This is a genomic window from uncultured Nocardioides sp., assembly GCF_947488025.1.
Lineage (GTDB): Bacteria > Actinomycetota > Actinomycetes > Propionibacteriales > Nocardioidaceae > Nocardioides.
This window is the reverse complement of the sequence record NZ_CANKYS010000001.1, coordinates 49,375-69,708: the sequence shown is the minus strand read 5'-3', so window position 1 is coordinate 69,708 and position 20,334 is coordinate 49,375. Positions and strand designations below refer to the sequence as shown.

Genomic DNA, 20,334 nt, shown 5'->3' with positions numbered 1-20,334 from the left:
CGCCATGCTCTACACGGTCGCGCACGGCGTCATCCCCCCGCTCGCCCGTGCCGTGTGGCGCCCGGTGGTCGAGGGGCTGCACCACCTGCCGTCCACCGGACCCGTCATCGTGGCCAGCAACCACCTGTCCTTCTTCGACAGCGTCGTCATCCCGGTCGTCGTGCCGCGCAAGGTCGTCTTCCTCGCCAAGTCCGACTACTTCACCGGCACCGGGGTGAGGGGCACGCTGACGCGGGCGTGGTTCGAGGGCCTGGGCATGCTGCCCGTCGACCGCGACGACACCAAGGCCGCGATCGCCAGCCTCGACACCGCGCTCGAGGTGCTGCGGCGCGGCGAGGCGTTCGGCATCTACCCGGAGGGCACCCGCTCGCGCGACGGCCGCATCTACCGCGGCCGCACCGGCGTCGCCCACCTCGCCCTGACCGCGGGCTGCCCGGTCGTGCCGGTCGGCCTGCTGGGCACCGAGGACATCCAGCCCGTCGGCGCCAGCCGGCCGCGGCTCGGCAAGGTCGACGTCACCGTGCGCATCGGCGAGCCCATCACGGTCGCGGGGGAGTACGACGGCGTACCCAGCGGTCGTGCGCGCCGCGAGCTGACCGACCGGATCATGGGCGCGATCGCCGGGCTCACCGGCCAGGAGCCGGCCGGCGTCTACAACGAGCGGCCGGCCTCCCCGGCCTGACCGTCAGTCTGTCGCTGCCCGGGCGGCGAGGGCCGCGAGCGCCTTCGGGAAGATCTCCGCGGGCGGCGTGACGAGCCCGGCGCCGACCTGCCCGACGCCGGCGACCGCGCCGGCCATGCCGGTGTTGATCTGCGGCAGGATCCCCGTCCGGCACACCTTCGTGACGTCGATGCCGGTGGGCGTTCCCTGGAACTCCAGCACGGGCACCGACCAGCGGGGGTTTTCCGCGAGCGTGATCTCGTGCATCCGGCGGGTGGTCGCGAGCGCGTCGGGGACCGAGCCGCCGACCAGGCGGACGATCGCCGGGGCGGTCGCCATCGCGAAGCCACCGATGCCGGCGGTCTCGGTGATCGCGGAGTCGCCGATGTCGGGGTTGGCGTCGTCCGGGCCGTAGTCGCCGAGGAAGAGGCCCTCGGCGACCTGCGCCGGACCGGTGAACCACTCGTCGCCGGTGCCGGAGACCTGGATGCCGAAGTCGGTGCCGTTGCGGGCCATCGCGACGACCATCGTCGAGCCCGGGACGTCGCGGCCGGCGTCGAGGGCCAGCTTGCACGCAGGCATCGCCAGGTTGAGGAAGAAGTGGTCGTTGCCGCCGACGAAGCGCAGCACGTCGGAGACGTCCTTGCTCCCGAACCCGGCCGTGACCATCGCGGGGGAGAGGTCGCGCAGCAGCATCAGCGTGCCGGCGCGGTTGCGGTTGTGCGCCTCGTCGCCCATCTGCAGCATCTGGGTGAGGATGCCGGTGACGTCAATGGCCTCCTCCGTGCCGCGCACGGCGGCCTGCAGCAGCGGGCCGAGGACGTCGCCCATCCAGCGCAGGCGGGTGAGGACCTCGGGGGAGTAGGCGCCGTAGCGCAGCACCTTGCCGAGCCCCTCGTTGAGGGAGCAGTACGTCCGGCGACCGGTCGCGCGGTCCTCGAGCACCCACATCCACATCGACGGCGTGACGACACCGGCCATCGGGCCGACCGCGCTGCGGTGGTGGCACGGCTCGAGGCTGACCGAGCTGCCCGACTCGAAGAGGGCGGCGGCGTCCTCGGGGTCGTCGACCAGCCCCTCGAGCGCGGCGCCGCCCATGAGCGCGCCCCGCAGCGGGCCCGAGGTCCGCGCCCACTCGATCGGCGGACCGGCATGCAGGAACTGGCCCTTCTCGAGGCCGAGCACCTCGGAGGCGGGTGCGACGTCGACGAGGTGGGCCGTGACGCCGAGCATCGCCTCGACCGCCCGGCGGTTGGCGTCGGCCCGGCGCGCGTCGATGGCGACCGTCGCGAGGTCGGACTCCGTGCCGGGCATCGGCGGTCGCCAGTCGACGCGCTCGACGTCGACGGCCTGCCCGGCCACGGCGTCGGCGAACATGTCGGCGCCGCAGGTGACGACCGTGGGGGTGGTGGCGCTCACTGGCGGGCTCCTTCGATCAGCTGGACCGCGCGGCGGGTGGCCGACGCGTTGGAGAGGTGGACCTCGGCGCCGGCGGCGACGAGGGCGTCCCGCTGGGCGTCGCGGCCCTGCGGGTCCAGGTCGGTGCCGACGAGGCTGACGATCACCGGGACCTGCCGGTCCTTCCTCGCCGCCTCGATGACGGGCGCCAGGAGGGCGGCCGGGTCCGGCTCGGCCCCGTGGCCGAGGACGAGGTCGAGCAGGATCACGCCGGTGGCGGGGTCCGCGGCGGCGCGGGCGAGCTGCTCGTTGCGCAGCGTCGGGTCGATCATCGGGTGCGCCCGCCCCTGGGTCAGGGCGTCGTCGCCGAAGTCGACCATCGTGTGGGTGTCGGCGTGGAGGTCGTCACCCAGGGCGAGGTCGTCGGACAGCGGGATGTTGCTGCGGATCGGACCCAGGGCGTCGGTCGCCAGGAGCATCGACTCGTCGCAGAGCGTGCCGCCGACGAACAGCCCGCGCAGCAGCGGCCCGGTGGCGGGACCCGTGTTGTCCGCGCCGTCGACCGGCCACTCCGGCGGCGTGTGGCCCAGCCGCTCCAGCACGGCCTCCGCGACCGCGGTGAGGTCGCGCTGGCCGCGGCCCAGCAGGCCCAGCTCGACGGGGGTGCCGAGCGCCTCGCTGTCGCGGACGAGCGCCTCGGCCACCTCGGGCGCCGGCGGCTTGGACACCACGACGACCAGGTCGACGTCGGGGTCGGCGTCGAGCCGGCGCAGGGCCTCACGGGTCGCGAGGCCGCCGACGGCCGCCGACAGGTCGCGACCGCCCACGCCGAGCGCGTGGCGCACGCCGACGCCCTCAGAGGTCGCGCCGGCGTGGTGGAGCAGCGCGAGGAGCTGCTGGCAGCCGGTGCCGGAGGCGGCGACGATGCCGACCCGGCCGGGACGCACCGCGTTGGCGAACCCCAGCCCGACGCCGTCGACGACCGCGGTGCCGCAGTCGGGTCCCATGACGAGCGCGCCGCTCGAGGCGGCGTACTGCTTCAGGGCGACCTCCTCGGCCACCGGCACGTTGTCGCTGAAGACCATGACGTCGCGTCCGGCCTCCAGCGCGTCCATCGCCTCGACGGTCGCGCTGGCACCGGGCACCGAGACGAGGGCGAGGGCGTCGGCACCCGTACGACGCAGCGCGCTCGCCGTGGTGCGCGGCGGGGCCACCGTCGTGTCCCCGGCCGTCGGCCGGGTGGGCGCCAGTGCCGCGTCGACGGCGGCCAGTGCGGAGGAGACGTCGGCGTCGTCGTCGAGGCGGAGCGCGACGACCATGTCGTTGGGGGAGGAGGCGGGCACGGCGAAGCCCATGCCCTCGAGCACCTCGAGGTTGAGGCCCGTCGCCATCGCGACCTGCGCGGCGACGACGCCGGGGGCCGCCTGGACGGCCCGGCTCACCTGCAGCAGCGTGACCGAGTCGGCGTACGCGCCGCTCCTGAGCTCGACGTGGTCCTTCATGCGACAACCCTCCGGGGTGTGGTGTGGTGCTCGATCGATGTCAGGGCGAGCCCGGCGCCGGCGAGGAGGCCGGCGCCCGAGGTGGCGCCGACGGCGAGGAGCGCGTCGGCGGTGGCGTCAGTGGGGGTGGCGAGCCAGGCGGCGAGCTGGGGCAGTGCCTCGCCACGGATCGCGCAGTCGAGCAGCGTGGCCGACAGCAGGGTGGTGACGCCCAGGCGTCGGCGGACGGCCGCGGACAGCACGTCGTCCGGCCGGCCGAGCGCGGCGCGGGTCGTGAGCCATCCGGCCAGCACGTCGTCGCCGAGCGGGGTGAGCCCGGGGCCGCGCCCCAGGAGCCGGTCGAGGTGGGCCGGTGCGAACCGGCCGTCGGCCGGGAGGTCGAGCCCGGCCGTCACGGGGTGCGGTCGCCTCGACGCGTCCTGGTCGTGACGACCCACGCGGGACACGCGCGGGTCGACGAGGCGGGTGACCCGCACCGGGCGGTCGCCGACGACCAGGTCCCCGCGGTGCATCCGCACCACCGGATCGAGGACCCCGAGGTCGGGCAGCGTCGACCAGAGCGCGCAGGGCACGCGGGTCGCCGCCGCCGACACCAGCCCGAGGCACCAGCCGTCGAGGTCGACGTACACGGCGGTGCTGCTCGCGTGGACGACCTCACGGGGGCCGTCGGACGCCTCGCGGAGCCGGTCGTGCACCCGTTGCGGCGCCGCAACGGGTATCGGTCCGGACATCACTCCCCAGACGCTAACGGCTCGTGGGACACTCGCGAATGTGAGAACTTGTCGGACCAAGGGGTGAATGTGGGCCAAGACTTGATAAGCGACCCGGAGGCCGTCGCCGCGCTCGAGCGCGCGGACGCCCTCCACACGGCCCTGACCCACATCGTGCTGGAGGGAGGCGACCTCGCCGCGATCGCGCAGGCCGTCGGCGACGCCCTCGGCTGTGGCGTGGTCTTCACCTCGACCGACGGCCGGGAGCGCGCGGCCCACCTCGACGACGCGCAGCGCGAGGCCCTGGCGGGTGCCGAGCTGCTCGACCCGACCGGACGCCTGCGCGTCGAGCGCATCGACCCCGAGGGCACCGCGGTGGGGACGGGCGAGGCGCTGCTGCGCCGCGTGGTCGCCGCCGGCGTCGACCTCGCGCGGCTGGTGGCGCTGCGCCCCGACGGCCGGATCCACTCCTCCGACGTGCAGGCGCTGGAGCGCGCCGCGATCGTGGCGGCGCTGCTCGTGACGCGCGTGGAGGCGATCACGGCGGTGGAGAACAAGTACCGCGGCGACTTCCTGCGCGACGTGTTCCTCGGCCGGGCCGGCGAGGAGGAGTACGTCGCCGAGCACGCCCAGGCGTTCGGCTGGCACCTCGGCCGCCCGGTGATGGTGGTGGTCGCGGTGCTCGACCCCGACGCGATGGCCGCCCTCGGCCCCGACCCGGAGGACCGGCGGGCCTGGCAGGACAGGTTCGCCCACGCGTGGCGCCAGGTCTCGGCGACGGTCGACCCCACGATCGCGTCGGTCGCGTTCAGCCGCGAGGTGGTGACCCTGGTGCCGGTCGACCCGTCCGGCGACCCCGCTGACGCCCACGTCGGCGTCGACCGGATCATCGCCGCCGTGCGCGGCGACCGTGGCGGCGGCCGGATCGCGTTCTCGGCCGGCGTCAGCCGGGTCTCGCACGGGCTGGGCGACCTGCCCGAGGCCTTCCGCCAGGCCCAGCGCGCCGTCGAGATCGGCCGGCGCGTGCACGGCGGGAGCTCGGTGACCCGCTTCGACCAGCTCGGGCTGCACCGGCTGCTCGCCCTCGTGCCGGACGGCTCCGAGCTGACGGCGTTCGCCGCCGACGTGCTCGGCCCGCTCGCCGAGCGCACCCCCGAGGCCGCCGACCTCCGCGAGACGCTGCAGGTCCTCCTCGACACCAACTTCAACGTCGCCGAGGCCGCGCGCGCCCAGTTCTTCCACTACAACACGATGCGCTACCGCGTCGGCAAGCTGCAGCGGATCCTCGGCCCCGTGGCCACCGACCCGCACCTTCGCCTCGACGTCGCCGTCGCCCTCCGGGCGCTGGAGATCGTCGGCTGAGCCCCGTCCCGAGCCGGTCGGGGAGTCGTCGAGACGGGTTGGGCCGCTCGTCACCGTGCGTTGGCCTCGGCCGACCACGGTGCGGGGAGGCCCGGTCGACCGGCGGGGCCCTGACACTCTCGGGAGATCCAGATGCGCCGTACCGCGCGAGTCCTGTCCGTTCCAGCCCTCACCACCGTCCTGCTCGGCGCCGTCGTGGCGCTGTCGACGCCCAGCGCGTCGGCTGCACCGGCCCCGGCGATCGACGTCGTGGCCCACCGCGGGTCGTCCGGAGCCGCTCCGGAGAACACGCTCGCCGCGGTCCGGCTGGCGATCGCGCAGAAGTCCGACGTGGTCGAGAACGACATCCAGCGCACCTCGGACGGCGAGCTGGTGATCATGCACGACGTCACGCTCGCGCGGACGACCGACGTCGAGCAGGTCTTCCCGGAGCGTGCGCCGTGGAACGTCCGCGACTTCACGCTCGCCGAGATCAAGCAGCTCGATGCCGGCTCCTGGTTCGCGCCCGAGTTCGCGGGGGAGCGGGTGCCCACGCTGGCCGAGTGGGTCGGAGCGGTCGGGGACCGGGCCGGCATGCTCCTCGAGCCCAAGGCTCCCGAGCTCTACCCCGGCATCGAGATCGACCTCGACAAGGAGCTGCGCTCGCTCCCGGTCTTCAACCGGGCGCTGCAGCGGGACCGGGTCGTCGTGCAGTCCTTCAACCACCCGTGGCTGCGGGCCTACAAGGACCGGGCGCCCGACGTCACCGTCGGGCTGCTCTACGGGAGCAGGCCGACCCCCGTCGACATCGCCGCTGCCGCGACCTGGGCGGAGCAGGTGAACCCCGCGCTCGGTGCGATCGACGAGGCCACCGTCGACCAGATCCACGCCCAGGGCATGGAGGCCCACGTGTGGACGGTGAACGCCGGCCAGGACATGCGCCGGGCGATCAACTGGGACGTCGACGGCATCATCACGAACTACCCGCAGGTGCTGCGCGACATCCTCCGCCGAGGGTGAGGGCCGGGATCGGGGAGCGCCGGCTCGCCCAGGGCAGGCCGGCGCTCCCCGTTCCTCGTCGACCGGAGGAGCTCGCTCAGCCCTTCGTGCCGTTCCTGCTGCCGTTGCACGCGGTGCCGGGGTGCTCGCCGATGGTGGCCAGGAAGTCGCGGATCTCCTTGGGGATCGAGCCCCAGTTCTGCACCACACCGGGTTGCACGGGTGCCTCGAAGTCCATGTCGTCCAGGCCCGAGAACGCGCAGATCGAGTTCGCGTTGTAGCCGTTGATCGGCGTCGGGTTGCCGGTGCCCGTGATCTCGCCTGCGGACGCGGCCGTGCCGGTCGCTCCCACGGTCGCGAGGGCCACGATGATCGTTGCCAGGATCCTCTTCATCGCTCATCTCCTTGGGGGGTCGTGCGTCAGGAGGCCCGAGACGACGCGGCCGTGACGCTAGGCGCGACAGGGCCCGTGGGCGGGGTCAGGACGCCGAGATGACCGATAGTGGTGAGGGGACCTGCCCCGGATGGCGTACGCCGAACCACTGGACGGCTCCGAACTCCTCGAACCGCTCGGCCTCGCCGAAGCCCAGCCGCTCGGCCAGCGCCCGCGAGCGCGTGTTGGCCACCTGGGTGCACAGCACGACGGGCTCACCGAGCCGACGGTCCGCCAGGGCGAGCAGCGCCGCGCACGCCTCGGCGGCGTACCCGCGCCCCCAGGCGTGCACGGGGAGCACGTAGCTGAGCTCGAGGGGGTGCTCGCCGACCGCCCGGCCGGGCCGGTCCACCTCCCGACGGCTCAGCCCGATCCAGCCCAGGAACCGTCCGTCGCGCTCCAGCACGTACTGCGCCGGCCGGTCCGCCGGCACCTCGGGGAGGGTGTCGTCGAGCGTGGCGCGGTCCTGCCCGCCGCCGAGGTGGTGGTTGACCACCGGGTCGGAGCCGAGGTCGAGGAACTCCTCGCGGTCGCGGGCCTCGGGAGCGCGCAGCAGCAGCCGCTCGGTGGGCACGGATCCGGCCGGCCAGGCGTCGACGATGAGGGGGAGACCCATGCCCCGCAGGGTAGACAGCGAGTCGACCCGCCCGAGAACTTGTCAGCGAACTCGGCGTTCCTTCGGCAGATGTCGCCAGTGAGGGTGTGAGATGGACCGCACTAGTTTGTGGCTTCTCGGGTAACCACCCCGTCGAATCTGGAGGCCTGCACATGTCGATGTTCAAGTGGGAAGTGGTCGATCCCGCTCCCGGGCAAGCGGTGCTGCCGATGCAGCGCCTGCCGTGGGGCAAGACGATCGGGCTCGGTGCCCAGCACGTGGTCGCCATGTTCGGCGCCACCTTCGTCTTCCCCCTGGTGATGGGGCTCGACGCCAACCTCGCCATCATGTTCTCGGGCTTCTGCACCATCCTGTTCCTGCTGATCGTGCAGAACCGGGTGCCCAGCTACCTCGGGACCAGCGCGTCGTTCGTGGCCTCGGTCGCGGCGATCCGGGCGCTCGACGAGGGCAACGACTCGTCCTACGTCACCGGCGCGATCCTCGTCGGCGGTCTCGTGCTCGCCGCGGTCGGCGTGCTCGTGCACTTCGCCGGCGCCCAGCTGATCCACCGCATCCTGCCGCCCGCCGTCACCGGCGCGGTCGTCATGCTGATCGGCTTCAACCTCGCTCCCGTCGTCGCCGGCATCTACTGGCCCCAGGACCAGTGGATCGCGCTCGCCACGGCGGCCTTCATGGTGTTCGCGGCCGTGGCGCTGCCTGGCTTCTGGTCGCGCATCGCGGTCTTCCTCGCCCTCGTCTTCGGCTACCTGCTGTCGTGGTTCGCCGACATGATCTTCGGGCCCATCACGTCCGTGCTGGGCGGCGCCACCGAGGCCACCGAGCACGACCGCGTGTCGTGGGCCGGTGTCGAGGCGGCCAACTGGATCGGCCTGCCGAGCGGCACCCTCGCCGACGGCGTCTCGGTCGTGCACGGCCCGTCTTTCTCGCTCACCGCGATCCTGCTCGTCCTGCCCGGCGTCATCGCGCTCGTCGCGGAGAACACCGGCCACGTCAAGGCCGTCGCCGAGATGACCGGCGAGGACCTCGACCCCTACATGGGCCGCGCGATCGGCGCCGACGGCCTCGCGACCGCCTTCGCCAGCGCGTTCGGCGGCTCGCCGACCACGACGTACGCCGAGAACATCGGCGTCATGGGCGCGACGCGGGTCTACTCCTCGGCCGCCTACTACGTCGCTGCCCTGGTGGCGATCCTGCTCGGCCTGTGCCCGAAGTTCGGCGCGGTGGTCAACGCGACCCCGGGCGGCGTCCTCGGCGGCATCACGGTTGTGCTCTACGGAATGATCGGTCTGGTGGGAGCCAAGATCTGGGTCGAGAACAACATCGACTTCGGCAACCCCGTCAACATGGTGGGCCTGTCGGCTGGCATCATCGCCGGCATCGGCGGCGTGACGCTCACCTTCGGTGACAACTTCGAGCTCGGTGGCATCGCCCTCGGCACGATCCTGGTCATCGTCTTCTTCCACATGGTCAAGGGCCGCGGCGCTGACAGCTCCGGCACCGTCACCCGCAACCTCAGCCACCCCGACTACGACGAGGGCGTCGACGACGCAGCCTCCGGAGGCACGCACAAGCGATGAAGCCCGCACCCTTCGCCTACCTGCGACCGTCCACCCTCGAGGAAGCCCTCGCGGCGCTCGCGGGGGAGCAGGGGGCGAAGGTGCTGGCCGGTGGTCAGTCGCTCGTCCCGCTGCTGTCCATGCGCCTCGCCGCACCCTCGATGCTCGTCGACATCAACGCCCTGCCCGACCTCGGCCACGTCCGCGTGGCCGAGGACGGGGTCCGGGTGGGTGCCCTCGCCCGGCACGCCGAGGTGCTCGCCTCGGCCGAGGCAGAGAGGTCCCAGCCGCTGCTCGGCATGGCCCTGCGCCACGTCGCGCACCCGACCATCCGCAACCGCGGCACCACCGTCGGCTCGATCGTGCACGCCGACGCCGCGGCCGAGATGCCGATGGTGCTCCGACTGCTGGAGGGATCGGTCGACGTCGCGTCGGTGCGCGGTCGTCGTACGATCCCGGCGGCGGAGCTGTTCATCGGCCCGCTCGAGTCGACCCTCGCCCACGACGAGGTCGCGGTCGAGGCGTTCTTCCCGGGTCTCGCACCCAGCGCCGGCGTCGCCTTCCAGGAGATCGCCCGCCGGCACGGCGACTACGCCCTCGTCGGCGTGGCCGCTCATGTCGAGACCGACGGTGAGACCGTCACCCGCGCCCGGGTCGGCTTCGTGTCGGTGAGCGACGTCCCCGTCGTCGTCGACGTCACCGACGCGCTCGACGACCCCGCCGCGAAGGCCCTCGCCGAGCTCGACCCGGCCGAGGACATCCATGCCACCGCCGCCTACCGCGCCCACCTCGTGAAGGTGTTGGCGCCCCGCGTCCTGGCGGCCGCGACCGACCACGCCCGCTCGCGGGCAGGAGAGGCGACCCACCCGTGACCACCGAACAGCTCCACGACGTACGCCTGCACGTGAACGGCTCCGTCCACGAGGTGCAGGTGCCGGCGCGGCGGCTGCTGTCCGACGCCCTGCGCCACGACTGCGGGCTCACCGGCACGCACGTCGGCTGCGAGCACGGCGTGTGCGGTGCCTGCACGGTGCTGGTCGACGGCACGCCGATGCGCTCGTGCCTGATGTTCGCCGTCTCTGCGGTCGACGCCGAGATCACCACCGTCGAGGGACTCACCGAGGACGACGGGTCCGCGCAGGGCCGGTTGAGCCCGGTGCAGCAGGCGTTCTCGGACTGCCACGGTCTGCAGTGCGGCTTCTGCACGCCGGGCTTCCTGACCACGATCACCGCCGGCCTGCGCGAGACGCCCGACCCGACCGAGGACGAGGCGCGGGAGATGATCGCCGGCAACCTCTGTCGGTGCACGGGCTACCAGAACATCGTGAAGTCGGTGCTGCGGGCCAGCGAGATCCAGCGCGAGCGGGGTGACGCATGACCACCAAGATGTTCGGCGCCAAGGTGCCGCGCGTGGAGGACCAGCGCTTCCTGCGCGGCCAGGGGCGCTACGTCGACGACCTGCTGACCGACGACCCGCGGCTGCTGCACGCCGCGGTGCTGCGCTCGCCCCACGCCCACGCCCGCATCGTCGACATCGACGTCTCCGGCGTGCTCGACGTCGAGGGCGTCGTGGCCGTGTGGACCTACGACGACCTGACCGACGCGATGGCCGAGCCGCTGCCACTGCTGATCCCGCACCCGACCCTCACGCACGGTCGTACGCAGTACGCGCTGGCCAGGGACGAGGTCAACTACGTCGGCGAGGCGATCGCCTTCGTCGTCGCCGTCGACCGCTACGTCGCCGAGGACGCCGTCTCACGGATCCGCGTCGACTACGACCACCTCCCGCCCGTGGTCGGCATCGCCGCCGCCCGCGCGGCCGAGCGCACCGTCCACGACGACGTACCCGACAACGTCGCCGCACGGATGGTGCAGGAGAACGGCGACGCCCGCGCGGCCATCGCGAAGGCGCCCCACACCCTGGCCCTCGAGCTCGACGTCGAGCGCTCCGCCTGTACGCCGATGGAGGGGCGCGGCACGGTGGCCCGGTGGGACCCCGACACGTCCCGCCTCACGGTGTGGTCCTCGACCCAGACGTCGACCGGTGTGCGCGGCTGCGTCGCCGCCAAGCTCGGCCTCGACCTCGCCAAGGTCGACGTGATCACCCCCGACGTCGGCGGCGGCTTCGGCGTCAAGGTCGTGCACCCGTGGCCCGAGGAGCTGCTCGTCCCGCTCGCCGCGAAGACGCTCGGCCGTCCGGTGAAGTTCACCGAGGACCGCCGCGAGCACTTCATCTCCTCCGCGCACGAGCGCGCCCAGCAGCACCAGGTCGAGGTCGGCTTCGACGACGAGGGCCGCGTGCTCGGGCTCAACGTCGAGTTCTGGCACGACCACGGCGCCTACACGCCCTACGGCCTGATCGTCCCGATCATCACCTCGACGCAGCTGCTCGGGCCCTACAAGCCGCAGAACTACCGCGTCGCCTTCGAGTCGCTCTACACCAACACGGTGATCGTCACGCCCTACCGCGGCGCCGGCCGACCCCAGGGCTGCTTCGTCATGGAGCGGACCATGGACGCGATCGCGGCCTACCTCGGCAAGGACCGCACCGAGGTCCGCTCGGCCAACTTCATCCAGCCCGACGAGTTCCCCTACGAGCACGGGCTGGTCTTCCAGGACGGGCGCGAGCTGACCTACGACTCCGGCGACTACCCGGCCTCGCTGGCCAAGCTCAAGGAGCTCGTCGGCTGGGACGAGTTCGAGGACTTCCGCGCCGAGATGGCGGCGCAGGGCCGCAGGGTCGGCATCGGCCTGGCCTGCTACGTCGAGGGCACGGGGGTGGGCCCCTACGAGGGCGCCCACGTGCACATCGAGACCTCCGGCAAGGTCAAGGCCTCGATCGGCCTGACCACGCAGGGCCAGGGCCACCAGACCGCGTTCGCACAGATCGTCGCCGACACCCTCGGCGTGCGCTTCGAGGACGTCGAGGTGGTCACCGGTGACACCCGCAAGATGCCCTACTCGGTCGGCACCTTCGCCTCCCGCGCAGCGGTGATGAGCGGCTCGGCCGTCCACCTCGCCGCGCTGCGGGCGAAGGAGAAGGCGCTGCGGATCGCCGCCGAGGCGCTCGAGGCGTCCGAGGACGACCTCGAGATCGCGGACGGCGTCGTGTCGGTGCGCGGCACCGACACGAGCATCGACCTCGGCACCGTCGCCGTCCTCTCCAACCCGTTGCGCTACGCCTTCGACGAGGCGTCCAAGGCCGCCACGCAGTTCTCCGTCGGCGACCCCGGCAAGCCGCCGGTCGCCGAGGGCGACGAGCCGGGCCTGGAGGGCAAGGACTTCTACTCGCCGCCGCGATCGACCTTCGCCAACGGCATGCACGCCGTCATCGTCGAGACCGACCCCGACACCGCGGAGATCACGATCCTCAAGTACGCCGTCGTCCACGACTGCGGCCACCTGATCAACCCGATGATCGTCGAGGGCCAGATCCACGGCGGCGTCGCGCAGGGCGTGGGCGGTGCGCTCTACGAGCGGATGGCCTACGACGAGTCGGGCCAGCTGCTCAACGCGTCGTTCATGGACTTCCTCATGCCCTACGCCACCGAGGTCCCGACGTCGATCGACATCGACCACCTCGAGACGCCGTCCCCGCTCAACCCCCTCGGCATCAAGGGCGCCGGCGAGGCGGGCGTCATCCCGTCCGCCGCCGTCTTCGCCGCGGCCATCGAGGACGCCGAGGGCATCCCGATCACGTCGATGCCGATCTCCCCGTCCGAGCTCTTCGCCCTGCGCCTCGAGCACGCCGACGAACCCCGACCCGACCTCGCTTCCAGCCCCGCACCCACTGGTATCTAGGGACGATCTGGTAGGTCGGAACCACCCTTCTCCTACCAAATCGTCCCTAGATACCGAGCACGAAGGAGAAGACCCGACATGAAGTTCACCGGAGAGAACACGCTGGCCGCGCCCGTCGAGCAGGCGTGGGACGCACTGCTCGACCCGGCGGTGCTCGTGCGCACCATCCCGGGCTGCGAGCGGCTGGAGGCGACCGGTGACAACGCCTACGCGATGACCGTCACCGCGGGCGTCGCCTCGATCAAGGGCACCTACGCCGGATCGTGCGAGCTGACGGACCTGGTCGAGCACGAGTCCCTGGTGATGAAGCTCGACGGTGCCGGCGCCCCCGGCACCATCGGCGCCACGGTCAACGTCCGCTTCGTGCCCGAGGGTGCGACCACCAAGGTGTCGTACGACGCCGACGCGACCGTCGGCGGGATGATCGGCGGCGTCGGCCAGCGGATGCTCACGAGCGTGTCGCGCCGGATGGCCGGGGAGTTCTTCGGCAACGTCGACGCCGCGATCGCGGGCGGCCCGGTGGCCGTGGCCCCGACCGCCGCCGCGCCCGGGGAGGCCGTGCCCGCCGGCGCTCCCGCCGCGGGTCAGGTCTTCACCGCCCCGGCCGCTGCGCCCGCGGTCGCCTCGCGCCAGGACTTCCTCACGGGCGTCGCCGTCGGCGCCGGCCTCGTCGTCCTGGGCGTCGTGGTCGGCGGGATCTTCGGACGCCGCCGGTGAGCGACCTGACGGTCGACTCCACCGCGCGCGCCCAGGCTGCCGCCGTACGGGCCGGTGAGATCTCGGCAACCGAGCTCCTCGAGCTGCACCTCGACCGGATCGAGGAGCGCAACCCCGAGCTCAACGCGATCGTCTCCCTCGACGCCGAGCGCGCCCGGGCCTGGGCGGCCGTCGCCGACCAGGCGCAGGCCTCGGGCGAGGAGGTCGGCCCGTTGCACGGGCTGCCCTTCGCGGTGAAGGACACCCACGCGCTCAAGGGCTGGCGCACGACCTACGGCTCGCCGATCTTCGCCGACGCCGTGGCCGACCACGACGTGCTCCTCGTCGAGCGCGTCCGCGCGGCCGGCGCTGTCTTCGTCGGCAAGACCAACGTGCCGGAGTTCGCGGCCGGCTCCCACACCTTCAACACGGTCTTCGGCGTCACCCGCAACCCGGTCGACCCGTCGCGCTCGGCGGGAGGGTCCAGCGGGGGAGCGGCGTCCGCGCTGGCCTCGGGCATGGTGCCGCTGGCCGACGGCTCCGACATGGGCGGCTCGCTGCGCAACCCGGCGTCGTTCTGCGGCGTCGTCGGCATGCGGCCCTCGCTCGGCCGGGTGCCGGAGTGGCCGCTCTACAACCAGTGGGAGAGCACGTCCGTCGGCGGCCCGATGGCTCGCAACGTCGGTGACCTGGCGCTGCTGCTGTCGGTGATCGCCGGTCCCGACCCACGGGCGCCCCAGGCGCTGGGCGACCCGGGCCCGTCCTTCGCGCCGCCGCTGACCCCGGCCCCGCTCGCCGGGCTGCGGGTCGCGTGCTCGGTCGACCTCGGCGGCGCGCTGGTCGTCGACCACGAGGTCGCGGACGTCGTACGCGCGACCGCGGCGCGGCTCTCCGACGCGGGTGCGTCGGTGGCCGAGGCCCACCCCGACCTCGCCCTGGCCGACGACACCTTCCGCACGCTGCGGGCCTGGCACTTCCAGGCCAAGCTCGGACGGCTGCTCGCCGAGCACCCGACGTCGTTCAAGGCGTCGCTGGAGGCCAACATCCGTGCCGGCGAGCCACTGACCGGCGCCGACGTGGCCCGCGCCTACACCCAGCGCACGTCGCTCTCGGAGACGATGCGGCTGTTCTTCGGCGACCACGACGTGCTCCTGCTCCCGACCTCGCAGGTGCCGCCGTTCCCGGTGGAGCAGGAGTTCCCCGAGACGATCAACGGGCAGGAGATGCCCGACTACCTCGCCTGGATGCGCTCGGCCTACTTCATCACCGTCACCGGGTGCCCCGCGATCTCCGTCCCGGCCGGTCGCACCGCCGACGGCCTGCCCGTCGGCGTGCAGCTCGTCGCCCGCCACGGCGCCGATCGCCGGCTGCTCGAGGTCGCGGCCGCGGTCGAGGAGCTGCTCGCCTCCTAGGACGGTCGAGCCGGAGGGCGGGATGGGGCCGAAAGGCCCTTGTCGCCCCGGTCCTCCCGGGCGTAGAACTGGTCCTACGCAGCCCCGCAAGGGGAGGCGGGATGGCTCCGACGACGAGTCCGTACGACGCGAACCGGTGCGCCGGGGAACGTCGCAGGCACCAGGTGATGGGGTGTCTGGGACGGCGGAGGAGGAGCGATCGACCGGAAGCATCACACGACCGGTCACCTCCGAGGATCTGGACGTTTCGGCGACCCGATCCTCATCAGAAGGGCCCTTGACGCTCATACCGTCGAGGGCCCTTCGCCTGTGCTTCGGGACTGTCCCTCCAGCCTTCCACGCCACAGGTCTTGCCGAGGAATCGTTGATCCGTCGGCAAACTCTGCCGTGGTCACCGCCGTGGCCCCATCGGTTGAATCATCCCCATGAGCGCACGGCGGATCAGGATCGGCATCGACACGGGAGGCACGTTCACCGACGTCGTCGCCTTCGACGAGGACTCGGGTGAGCTGCTCACCACCAAGACACCCAGCACGCCCGGCAACCCCGCCGACGGCTTCATCGCCGGCATCGAGAAGATCCTCGGCATCGTCGGCGCCGACGGAGGCGACATCACCGCCGTCTCGCACGGCACCACCGTGGCGACCAACAAGCTGCTCGAGGGCAAGGTCGAGGCGCTCGGCTTCATCACGACCGAGGGCTACGAGTTCATGCTCGAGATCGCCCGCCAGTCGGTGCCGGACGGCTACGGCAACTCCTACTTCTGGGTCAAGCCCGACCGCATCGTGCCGGCCGACCGCGTCCGCACCGTGGGTGGCCGCCTCGACTTCACCGGTGCCGAGATCCGGCCCTTCGACGAGGACCAGGCCGTCGCCGCGGCCCGCTGGTTCAAGGACCAGGGGATCACCACGATCGGCGTCTGCCTGCTCCACGCCTACGCCAACGACGAGCACGAGCTGCGGCTGCGCGAGATCCTGCGCCGCGAGCACCCCGAGGCCGTCGTCTCCATCTCGAGCGAGGTGCTCCGCGAGTACCGCGAGTACGAGCGCTCGATGACCACCCTCGTCGACGCGGCGGTGAAGCCCAACGTCTCGCGCTACGTCACCAACATCTCCGACCGGCTCCACGGCTTCACGGGCGGGGCGACGATCCCGTTCTACGTGATGAAGTCGAACGGCGGCGTGCTGTCGGCCGACGAGGTCGTGCACCAGCCGATCACCACGGTGCTCTCCGGCCCGGCCGCCGGTGCCCTGGGAGCCGCGCTGATCGCGAAGGTCGCCGGCTTCCCCAAGATCCTCACCTGCGACGGCGGCGGCACGTCGACCGACGTGTCCGTCGTCCTCGACGGCGAGCCGACCCTCACCACCGAGGGCACCGTCGGCGCCTACCCGAGCAAGATCCCGATGATCGACGTGGTCACCGTCGGCGCGGGCGGCGGCTCGATCGCCTGGCTCTCGCCCGAGGGCACGCTCAAGGTCGGCCCGCACTCGGCCGGCGCCGACCCGGGCCCCCTCTGCTACGCCAAGGGCGGCACCCAGCCCACCATCACCGACGCCCACGTCACCCTCGGCCGCATCCCACCCCACCTCCTCGGCGGCGAGATCCCCCTCGACGTGGAGGCGGCCAGGGCCGGCATCGCCGACCTCGCCGACCAGCTCGGCCTCGACTTCGAGCGCTGCGCCACGGGCATCCTGGAGATCTCGGCCTGGAACCAGGCCAACGCGCTGCGCCAGGTCAGCGTCAAGCGCGGGCTCGACGTCCGCGACTTCATGCTGACGACCTTCGGCGGCTCCGGCTCGCTGCTGGCCTGCCGGCTCGTCGACATCCTCGACCTCGCGGGCGTCGTCGTACCCCCCAACCCGGGCAACGTGAGCGCCTTCGGCCTGCTGACCGTGGACGTGAAGAACGACTACGTGCAGACCCACGTGGCCAAGGAGTCCGCGCTCGACCACGGGGTCGTCCAGACGATCCTCGACACCCTCACCGACCGGGCCCGCGAGGCGCTCGGCAAGGAGGGCTTCACCGAGGACCAGCACCAGTTCCACCGCACCATCGACGTGCGCTACGTCGGCCAGGCCTACGAGGTGCGCGTCGCCGCACCCGAGGGCGTCGTCGACGACGCGTACGTCGCGCAGGTCGCCGACATCTTCCACGCCGAGCACCGCCAGCTCTACGGCTACGACTTCCGCGGCGACGCCACCCAGCAGGTCGAGTGGGTCAACCTCCGCGTGACCGGCATCGGACCGATCACGCGTCCGGAGATCCCGACCCTCGACAAGGCCGAGGGCGCCGTCGAGGACCGTGCGGTGCGCGGACGGCGTCCGGTGTGCTTCGACCCCGAGCAGGGCTACGTCGACACCCCGGTCATCTGGCGCACCGACCTCGGCGCCGGCGACACCTTCACCGGCCCGGCCATCGTGGAGGAGTTCGGCTCCACCATCCCCGTCCACCCCGGCTTCGAGGTCGTGGTCGACGACTGGGCCAACCTCGTGATCCGGAAGGAGTCGGGCCGATGAGCACCGACGTCAGCACCCGCCCCGTGGACCCGGCCTACGTCACCGCCAAGCCGGTCAACCCGGCCGGCCTGCCCACGGCGTACGACCACGGCGGGCGCCTCACGCCCGAGGGCTCGAGCGTCGACCCGATCCTCGTCGAGATCGTCCAGGGCACCCTGGCCAGCGTCGAGATGGAGGTCGAGACCGCGATCGGTCGCACCAGCCGCTCGCCGATGATCCGCGACGCCCACGACTTCCGCGCCGGCATCCACGACCGCCAGCTGCGCAAGCTCACCGGCCGGTCCTACAGCGCGCTCGTGCACCCGATCGTGCGCGACTTCCCGCTGGAGGAGATGCGCGAGGGCGACGTGTTCTTCCACAACGACGTCTACGAGTCCGAGGGCGGCATCGGGCACCTCCCCGACCTGTGCGTCACCGTGCCGGTCTTCCACGAGGGCGAGGTCGTCGCGTTCGTGCAGGCCTTCGGCCACCACGACGACATCGGCGGGGCGTGCCCCGGCTCGATGCCGAGCGGCGCGACGAGCGTCTACGAGGAGGGCCTCGCGGTCCCGCCGATCAAGCTGTGGGACGCGGGCGTGCCCAACAAGGCGGCGCTGCGGATCATGACGCGCAACTCGCGGATGCCCGACAGCCTGGCCGCCGACCTCGACGCCGAGTGCTCGGCGTGCCTGATGGGCGCGCGACGCCTCAGCGAGCTGTTCGAGCGCTACGGCCGGGAGGCGATCGAGACCTCCTTCGACGCGATCCTCGACGCGACCACCGAGACCTACCGGCGCGAGATCCTCTCCAAGATTCCCGACGGCACCTATGTCTGGGAGGACTACGCCGAGCACGACGGCGTCGACGAGCCGCAGCTGCACACCCAGCGGATCACTCTCACCAAGGTGAGCGACGCCCCGGCCGACCCGGAGAACGGTCGCCCCGCCGGACCGCGGCTGATCATCGACTTCACCGGCACCAGCGCGCAGGCCAAGGGCCCGATCAACCACTGCGGCGACTACGTCGGCGGCAACTTCCTCAAGAAGTGGCTCGCGCCGATCCTGCGCAACCTCGCCGACACCCCCGAGCGGATGGCCGAGCTCGACGTCAACGAGGGCATCGTGCCGCTGATCGAGATGCGCTTCCCCGAGAAGGGCACGCTGCTCACGCCGATCCACCCGGGCCCGACCAACGCCCGGACGTTCGTGATCCTGCGGCTGCTCGGCGTCCTCGCCGGTGTGGTCGCCAAGGCCGTCGACGGCAAGATGCCGGCCGACCAGGAGACGATCCGCTACACCGGCGTCTACGGCAAGGACCTCGAGGGCAACGACTACCTCATGCGCGAGGTGCTCGGCGGCGGCTCGGGCGGGCGCTACTACGCCGACGGCGAGGACACCATCCACGTGGTGCCGGACTCCCGCAACCTGCCGACCGAGTTCACCGAGTCGCGCTTCCCGTTCATCGTCGAGCGCCTCGGCCTCGCGGTCGACTCCGGCGGCGCGGGGGAGTACCGCGGCGGCCTCGGCTACGAGAAGCAGATCCGGATGCTCAAGGACGCGCACTTCATGTCCATCGCCGACCGCTCGATCCTGGCCTGCTGGGGCGTGCGCGGCGGCAAGGCCGGTGCACCCTTCCAGGTCGTCATCGACCCGGGCGGCCCCGATGAGCGCGAGGTCGACGCCCTCGCCGACGCCGAGGTGATCCGGGCCGGACAGGTCGTCCGGATCCGTACGACGGGTGGCGGCGGCTGGGGCGACCCGCTGGCCCGCGACCCCGAGCTCGTCGTGCGCGACGTCGTGTGGCGCAAGGTCTCGGCCGAGGCCGCGCTGCGCGACTACGGCGTGGTGCTGACCGGCTCGGCCGATGCCGGTGACCTGGGCTTCGACGCGGCGGCGACTTCGACCGAGCGCGCCGGACGCGCGGCCTGGAGCAAGGACGACGACGCGTTCTTCGACCGTGGTCCGGGCTACTCGTCGCTGGCCGACGGTGCGGCCTTCGCCGAGGTGGACCGGGTCTGAGCGGGTCGTGTCGATGAGGCGGGTCGCGGTCCTCGGCGGTCATGGCAAGACGGGGCGGGCGGTCTGCTCGGCGCTCGCCGAGCGGGGTGCCGAGGCGCGGCCGCTGGGTCGCGCGGACTGGGCGGACCTCGCGTCGGCCGTGGCCGGCTGCGAGGCGGCGTACGTCATCGCGCCGAACCTCCACCCCGACGAGCCGGCGTACGTCGCCACCGTGCTGCGTGCCCTGACCGCTGCGGGGGTGGGCCGCGTGGTCCACCACTCCGTCGCCTCGCCCTACGCGCCCGCGATGCCGCACCACGTCGGCAAGGCCATGAGCGAGGACCTGGTGCGGCGCAGCGGCCTGGAGTGGACGATCCTCCAGCCCGGCGCCTACCTGCAGAACCTCGATCTCACCGGCCCGCTGGACCTGCCCTACTCGCCCGACGTGCCGTTCGGCTTCCTCGACCTCGCCGACCTCGGCCGGGCCGCGGCCGTCGTCCTCACCGAGGACGGTCACATGGGGGCGACGTACGAGCTCGCCACCCGCGTCGCCACGGTCCGGGAGCTGGCCGCCGAGGCAGGGGTTCCGGTGCGCCGGGTGCCCGACCCCGGCACCCATCCCTGGCTGTCGGCGATGTTCGCCTACTACGACGACCACGGGCTGCCGGTGGGCACGCGCGTGCTCGACGCACTGCTCCGTCGCTGACGAGCCGGTGC

General features: G+C 72.5%; 17 protein-coding genes. 12 read left to right on the top strand and 5 right to left on the bottom strand.

From position 1 onward, the window contains the following. Positions 1-4 precede the first annotated feature (4 nt). A complete protein-coding gene (locus Q1B24_RS00260; protein ID WP_299921947.1) occupies positions 5-682 on the top strand; it encodes a lysophospholipid acyltransferase family protein in 678 nt (225 codons plus the stop codon). A 3-nt stretch (positions 683-685) separates the two neighbouring features. On the opposite strand, the gene Q1B24_RS00255 is transcribed toward Q1B24_RS00260, so the two are convergent. Genes Q1B24_RS00255 through Q1B24_RS00245 form a run of 3 tightly spaced genes read right to left on the bottom strand, consistent with a single transcriptional unit; the run spans position 686 to position 4,292 of the window. Next, entirely contained in the window at positions 686-2,080 is a 1,395-nt protein-coding gene (locus Q1B24_RS00255) for a DUF1116 domain-containing protein (RefSeq protein ID WP_299921945.1), read from the bottom strand. Then, positions 2,077-3,561, bottom strand: coding sequence for an FdrA family protein (locus tag Q1B24_RS00250; RefSeq protein WP_299921943.1), 1,485 nt, complete (start codon positions 3,559-3,561; stop codon positions 2,077-2,079). Before Q1B24_RS00250 ends, Q1B24_RS00255 begins: the two co-directional genes overlap by 4 nt. Then, positions 3,558-4,292 carry a DUF2877 domain-containing protein gene (locus tag Q1B24_RS00245; RefSeq protein ID WP_299923183.1) on the bottom strand — a complete coding sequence of 245 codons (735 nt, stop codon included), beginning with the start codon at positions 4,290-4,292 and terminating at the stop codon, positions 3,558-3,560. Before Q1B24_RS00245 ends, Q1B24_RS00250 begins: the two co-directional genes overlap by 4 nt. Before the next feature lie 81 nt (positions 4,293-4,373). Here Q1B24_RS00245 and Q1B24_RS00240 point away from each other — a divergent pair, with 81 nt between their 5' ends. Together Q1B24_RS00240 and Q1B24_RS00235 are read left to right on the top strand one after the other, a co-directional pair. After that, positions 4,374-5,633, top strand: coding sequence for a helix-turn-helix domain-containing protein (locus Q1B24_RS00240; protein ID WP_299921941.1), 1,260 nt, complete (start codon positions 4,374-4,376; stop codon positions 5,631-5,633). A 132-nt stretch (positions 5,634-5,765) separates the two neighbouring features. Continuing rightward, entirely contained in the window at positions 5,766-6,632 is an 867-nt protein-coding gene (locus tag Q1B24_RS00235; RefSeq protein ID WP_299921939.1) for a glycerophosphodiester phosphodiesterase family protein, read from the top strand. A gap of 76 nt (positions 6,633-6,708) precedes the next feature. On the opposite strand, the gene Q1B24_RS00230 is transcribed toward Q1B24_RS00235, so the two are convergent. Both Q1B24_RS00230 and Q1B24_RS00225 read right to left on the bottom strand, forming a co-directional pair. Then, positions 6,709-7,005: a hypothetical protein gene (locus Q1B24_RS00230; RefSeq protein WP_299921937.1), complete on the bottom strand. Its 297-nt coding sequence runs from the start codon at positions 7,003-7,005 to the stop codon at positions 6,709-6,711. A gap of 85 nt (positions 7,006-7,090) precedes the next feature. Continuing rightward, the gene (locus Q1B24_RS00225) at positions 7,091-7,660 is read right to left on the bottom strand and encodes a GNAT family N-acetyltransferase (protein ID WP_299921935.1); all 570 of its coding nucleotides are present in this window, start codon (positions 7,658-7,660) and stop codon (positions 7,091-7,093) included. Between the two features lie 152 nt (positions 7,661-7,812). Between Q1B24_RS00225 and Q1B24_RS00220 the strand changes: the two genes are divergently transcribed. The 9 genes from Q1B24_RS00220 (at position 7,813) to Q1B24_RS00180 (ending at position 20,323) form a co-directional block, all read left to right on the top strand. Beyond that, positions 7,813-9,237, top strand: coding sequence for a solute carrier family 23 protein (locus tag Q1B24_RS00220; protein WP_299921933.1), 1,425 nt, complete (start codon positions 7,813-7,815; stop codon positions 9,235-9,237). Continuing rightward, a complete protein-coding gene (locus Q1B24_RS00215) occupies positions 9,234-10,088 on the top strand; it encodes an FAD binding domain-containing protein (protein ID WP_299921930.1) in 855 nt (284 codons plus the stop codon). The genes Q1B24_RS00220 and Q1B24_RS00215 overlap by 4 nt, the downstream gene beginning before the upstream one ends. Further along, the gene (locus Q1B24_RS00210) at positions 10,085-10,594 is read left to right on the top strand and encodes a (2Fe-2S)-binding protein (RefSeq protein ID WP_299921928.1); all 510 of its coding nucleotides are present in this window, start codon (positions 10,085-10,087) and stop codon (positions 10,592-10,594) included. Before Q1B24_RS00215 ends, Q1B24_RS00210 begins: the two co-directional genes overlap by 4 nt. Next, the gene (gene cutA, locus Q1B24_RS00205; RefSeq protein ID WP_299921926.1) at positions 10,591-13,017 is read left to right on the top strand and encodes an aerobic carbon-monoxide dehydrogenase large subunit; all 2,427 of its coding nucleotides are present in this window, start codon (positions 10,591-10,593) and stop codon (positions 13,015-13,017) included. The genes Q1B24_RS00210 and cutA overlap by 4 nt, the downstream gene beginning before the upstream one ends. A gap of 78 nt (positions 13,018-13,095) precedes the next feature. After that, positions 13,096-13,734, top strand: coding sequence for a carbon monoxide dehydrogenase subunit G (locus tag Q1B24_RS00200; RefSeq protein WP_299921924.1), 639 nt, complete (start codon positions 13,096-13,098; stop codon positions 13,732-13,734). Then, positions 13,731-15,125, top strand: a complete 1,395-nt coding sequence (locus Q1B24_RS00195; RefSeq protein WP_299921922.1) for an amidase — start codon at positions 13,731-13,733, stop codon at positions 15,123-15,125. The genes Q1B24_RS00200 and Q1B24_RS00195 overlap by 4 nt, the downstream gene beginning before the upstream one ends. Before the next feature lie 425 nt (positions 15,126-15,550). After that, a complete protein-coding gene (locus tag Q1B24_RS00190) occupies positions 15,551-17,641 on the top strand; it encodes a hydantoinase/oxoprolinase family protein (protein ID WP_299921920.1) in 2,091 nt (696 codons plus the stop codon). Next, positions 17,638-19,638: a hydantoinase B/oxoprolinase family protein gene (locus Q1B24_RS00185; protein ID WP_299921918.1), complete on the top strand. Its 2,001-nt coding sequence runs from the start codon at positions 17,638-17,640 to the stop codon at positions 19,636-19,638. The genes Q1B24_RS00190 and Q1B24_RS00185 overlap by 4 nt, the downstream gene beginning before the upstream one ends. Positions 19,639-19,651: 13 nt before the next feature. Next, entirely contained in the window at positions 19,652-20,323 is a 672-nt protein-coding gene (locus Q1B24_RS00180) for an NAD(P)H-binding protein (RefSeq protein ID WP_299921916.1), read from the top strand. Positions 20,324-20,334: the final 11 nt, after the last annotated feature.

Coding starts and splice junctions, on each gene's coding strand:
- Q1B24_RS00260 (WP_299921947.1), top strand. CDS start 5: ATGCTCTACACGGTCGCGCACGGCGTCATCCCCCCGCTCGCCCGTGCC.
- Q1B24_RS00250 (WP_299921943.1), bottom strand. CDS start 3,561: ATGAAGGACCACGTCGAGCTCAGGAGCGGCGCGTACGCCGACTCGGTC.
- Q1B24_RS00245 (WP_299923183.1), bottom strand. CDS start 4,292: ATGTCCGGACCGATACCCGTTGCGGCGCCGCAACGGGTGCACGACCGG.
- Q1B24_RS00235 (WP_299921939.1), top strand. CDS start 5,766: ATGCGCCGTACCGCGCGAGTCCTGTCCGTTCCAGCCCTCACCACCGTC.
- Q1B24_RS00230 (WP_299921937.1), bottom strand. CDS start 7,005: ATGAAGAGGATCCTGGCAACGATCATCGTGGCCCTCGCGACCGTGGGA.
- Q1B24_RS00225 (WP_299921935.1), bottom strand. CDS start 7,660: ATGGGTCTCCCCCTCATCGTCGACGCCTGGCCGGCCGGATCCGTGCCC.
- Q1B24_RS00220 (WP_299921933.1), top strand. CDS start 7,813: ATGTCGATGTTCAAGTGGGAAGTGGTCGATCCCGCTCCCGGGCAAGCG.
- Q1B24_RS00215 (WP_299921930.1), top strand. CDS start 9,234: ATGAAGCCCGCACCCTTCGCCTACCTGCGACCGTCCACCCTCGAGGAA.
- cutA (WP_299921926.1), top strand. CDS start 10,591: ATGACCACCAAGATGTTCGGCGCCAAGGTGCCGCGCGTGGAGGACCAG.
- Q1B24_RS00200 (WP_299921924.1), top strand. CDS start 13,096: ATGAAGTTCACCGGAGAGAACACGCTGGCCGCGCCCGTCGAGCAGGCG.
- Q1B24_RS00190 (WP_299921920.1), top strand. CDS start 15,551: ATGAGCGCACGGCGGATCAGGATCGGCATCGACACGGGAGGCACGTTC.
- Q1B24_RS00185 (WP_299921918.1), top strand. CDS start 17,638: ATGAGCACCGACGTCAGCACCCGCCCCGTGGACCCGGCCTACGTCACC.
- Q1B24_RS00180 (WP_299921916.1), top strand. CDS start 19,652: ATGAGGCGGGTCGCGGTCCTCGGCGGTCATGGCAAGACGGGGCGGGCG.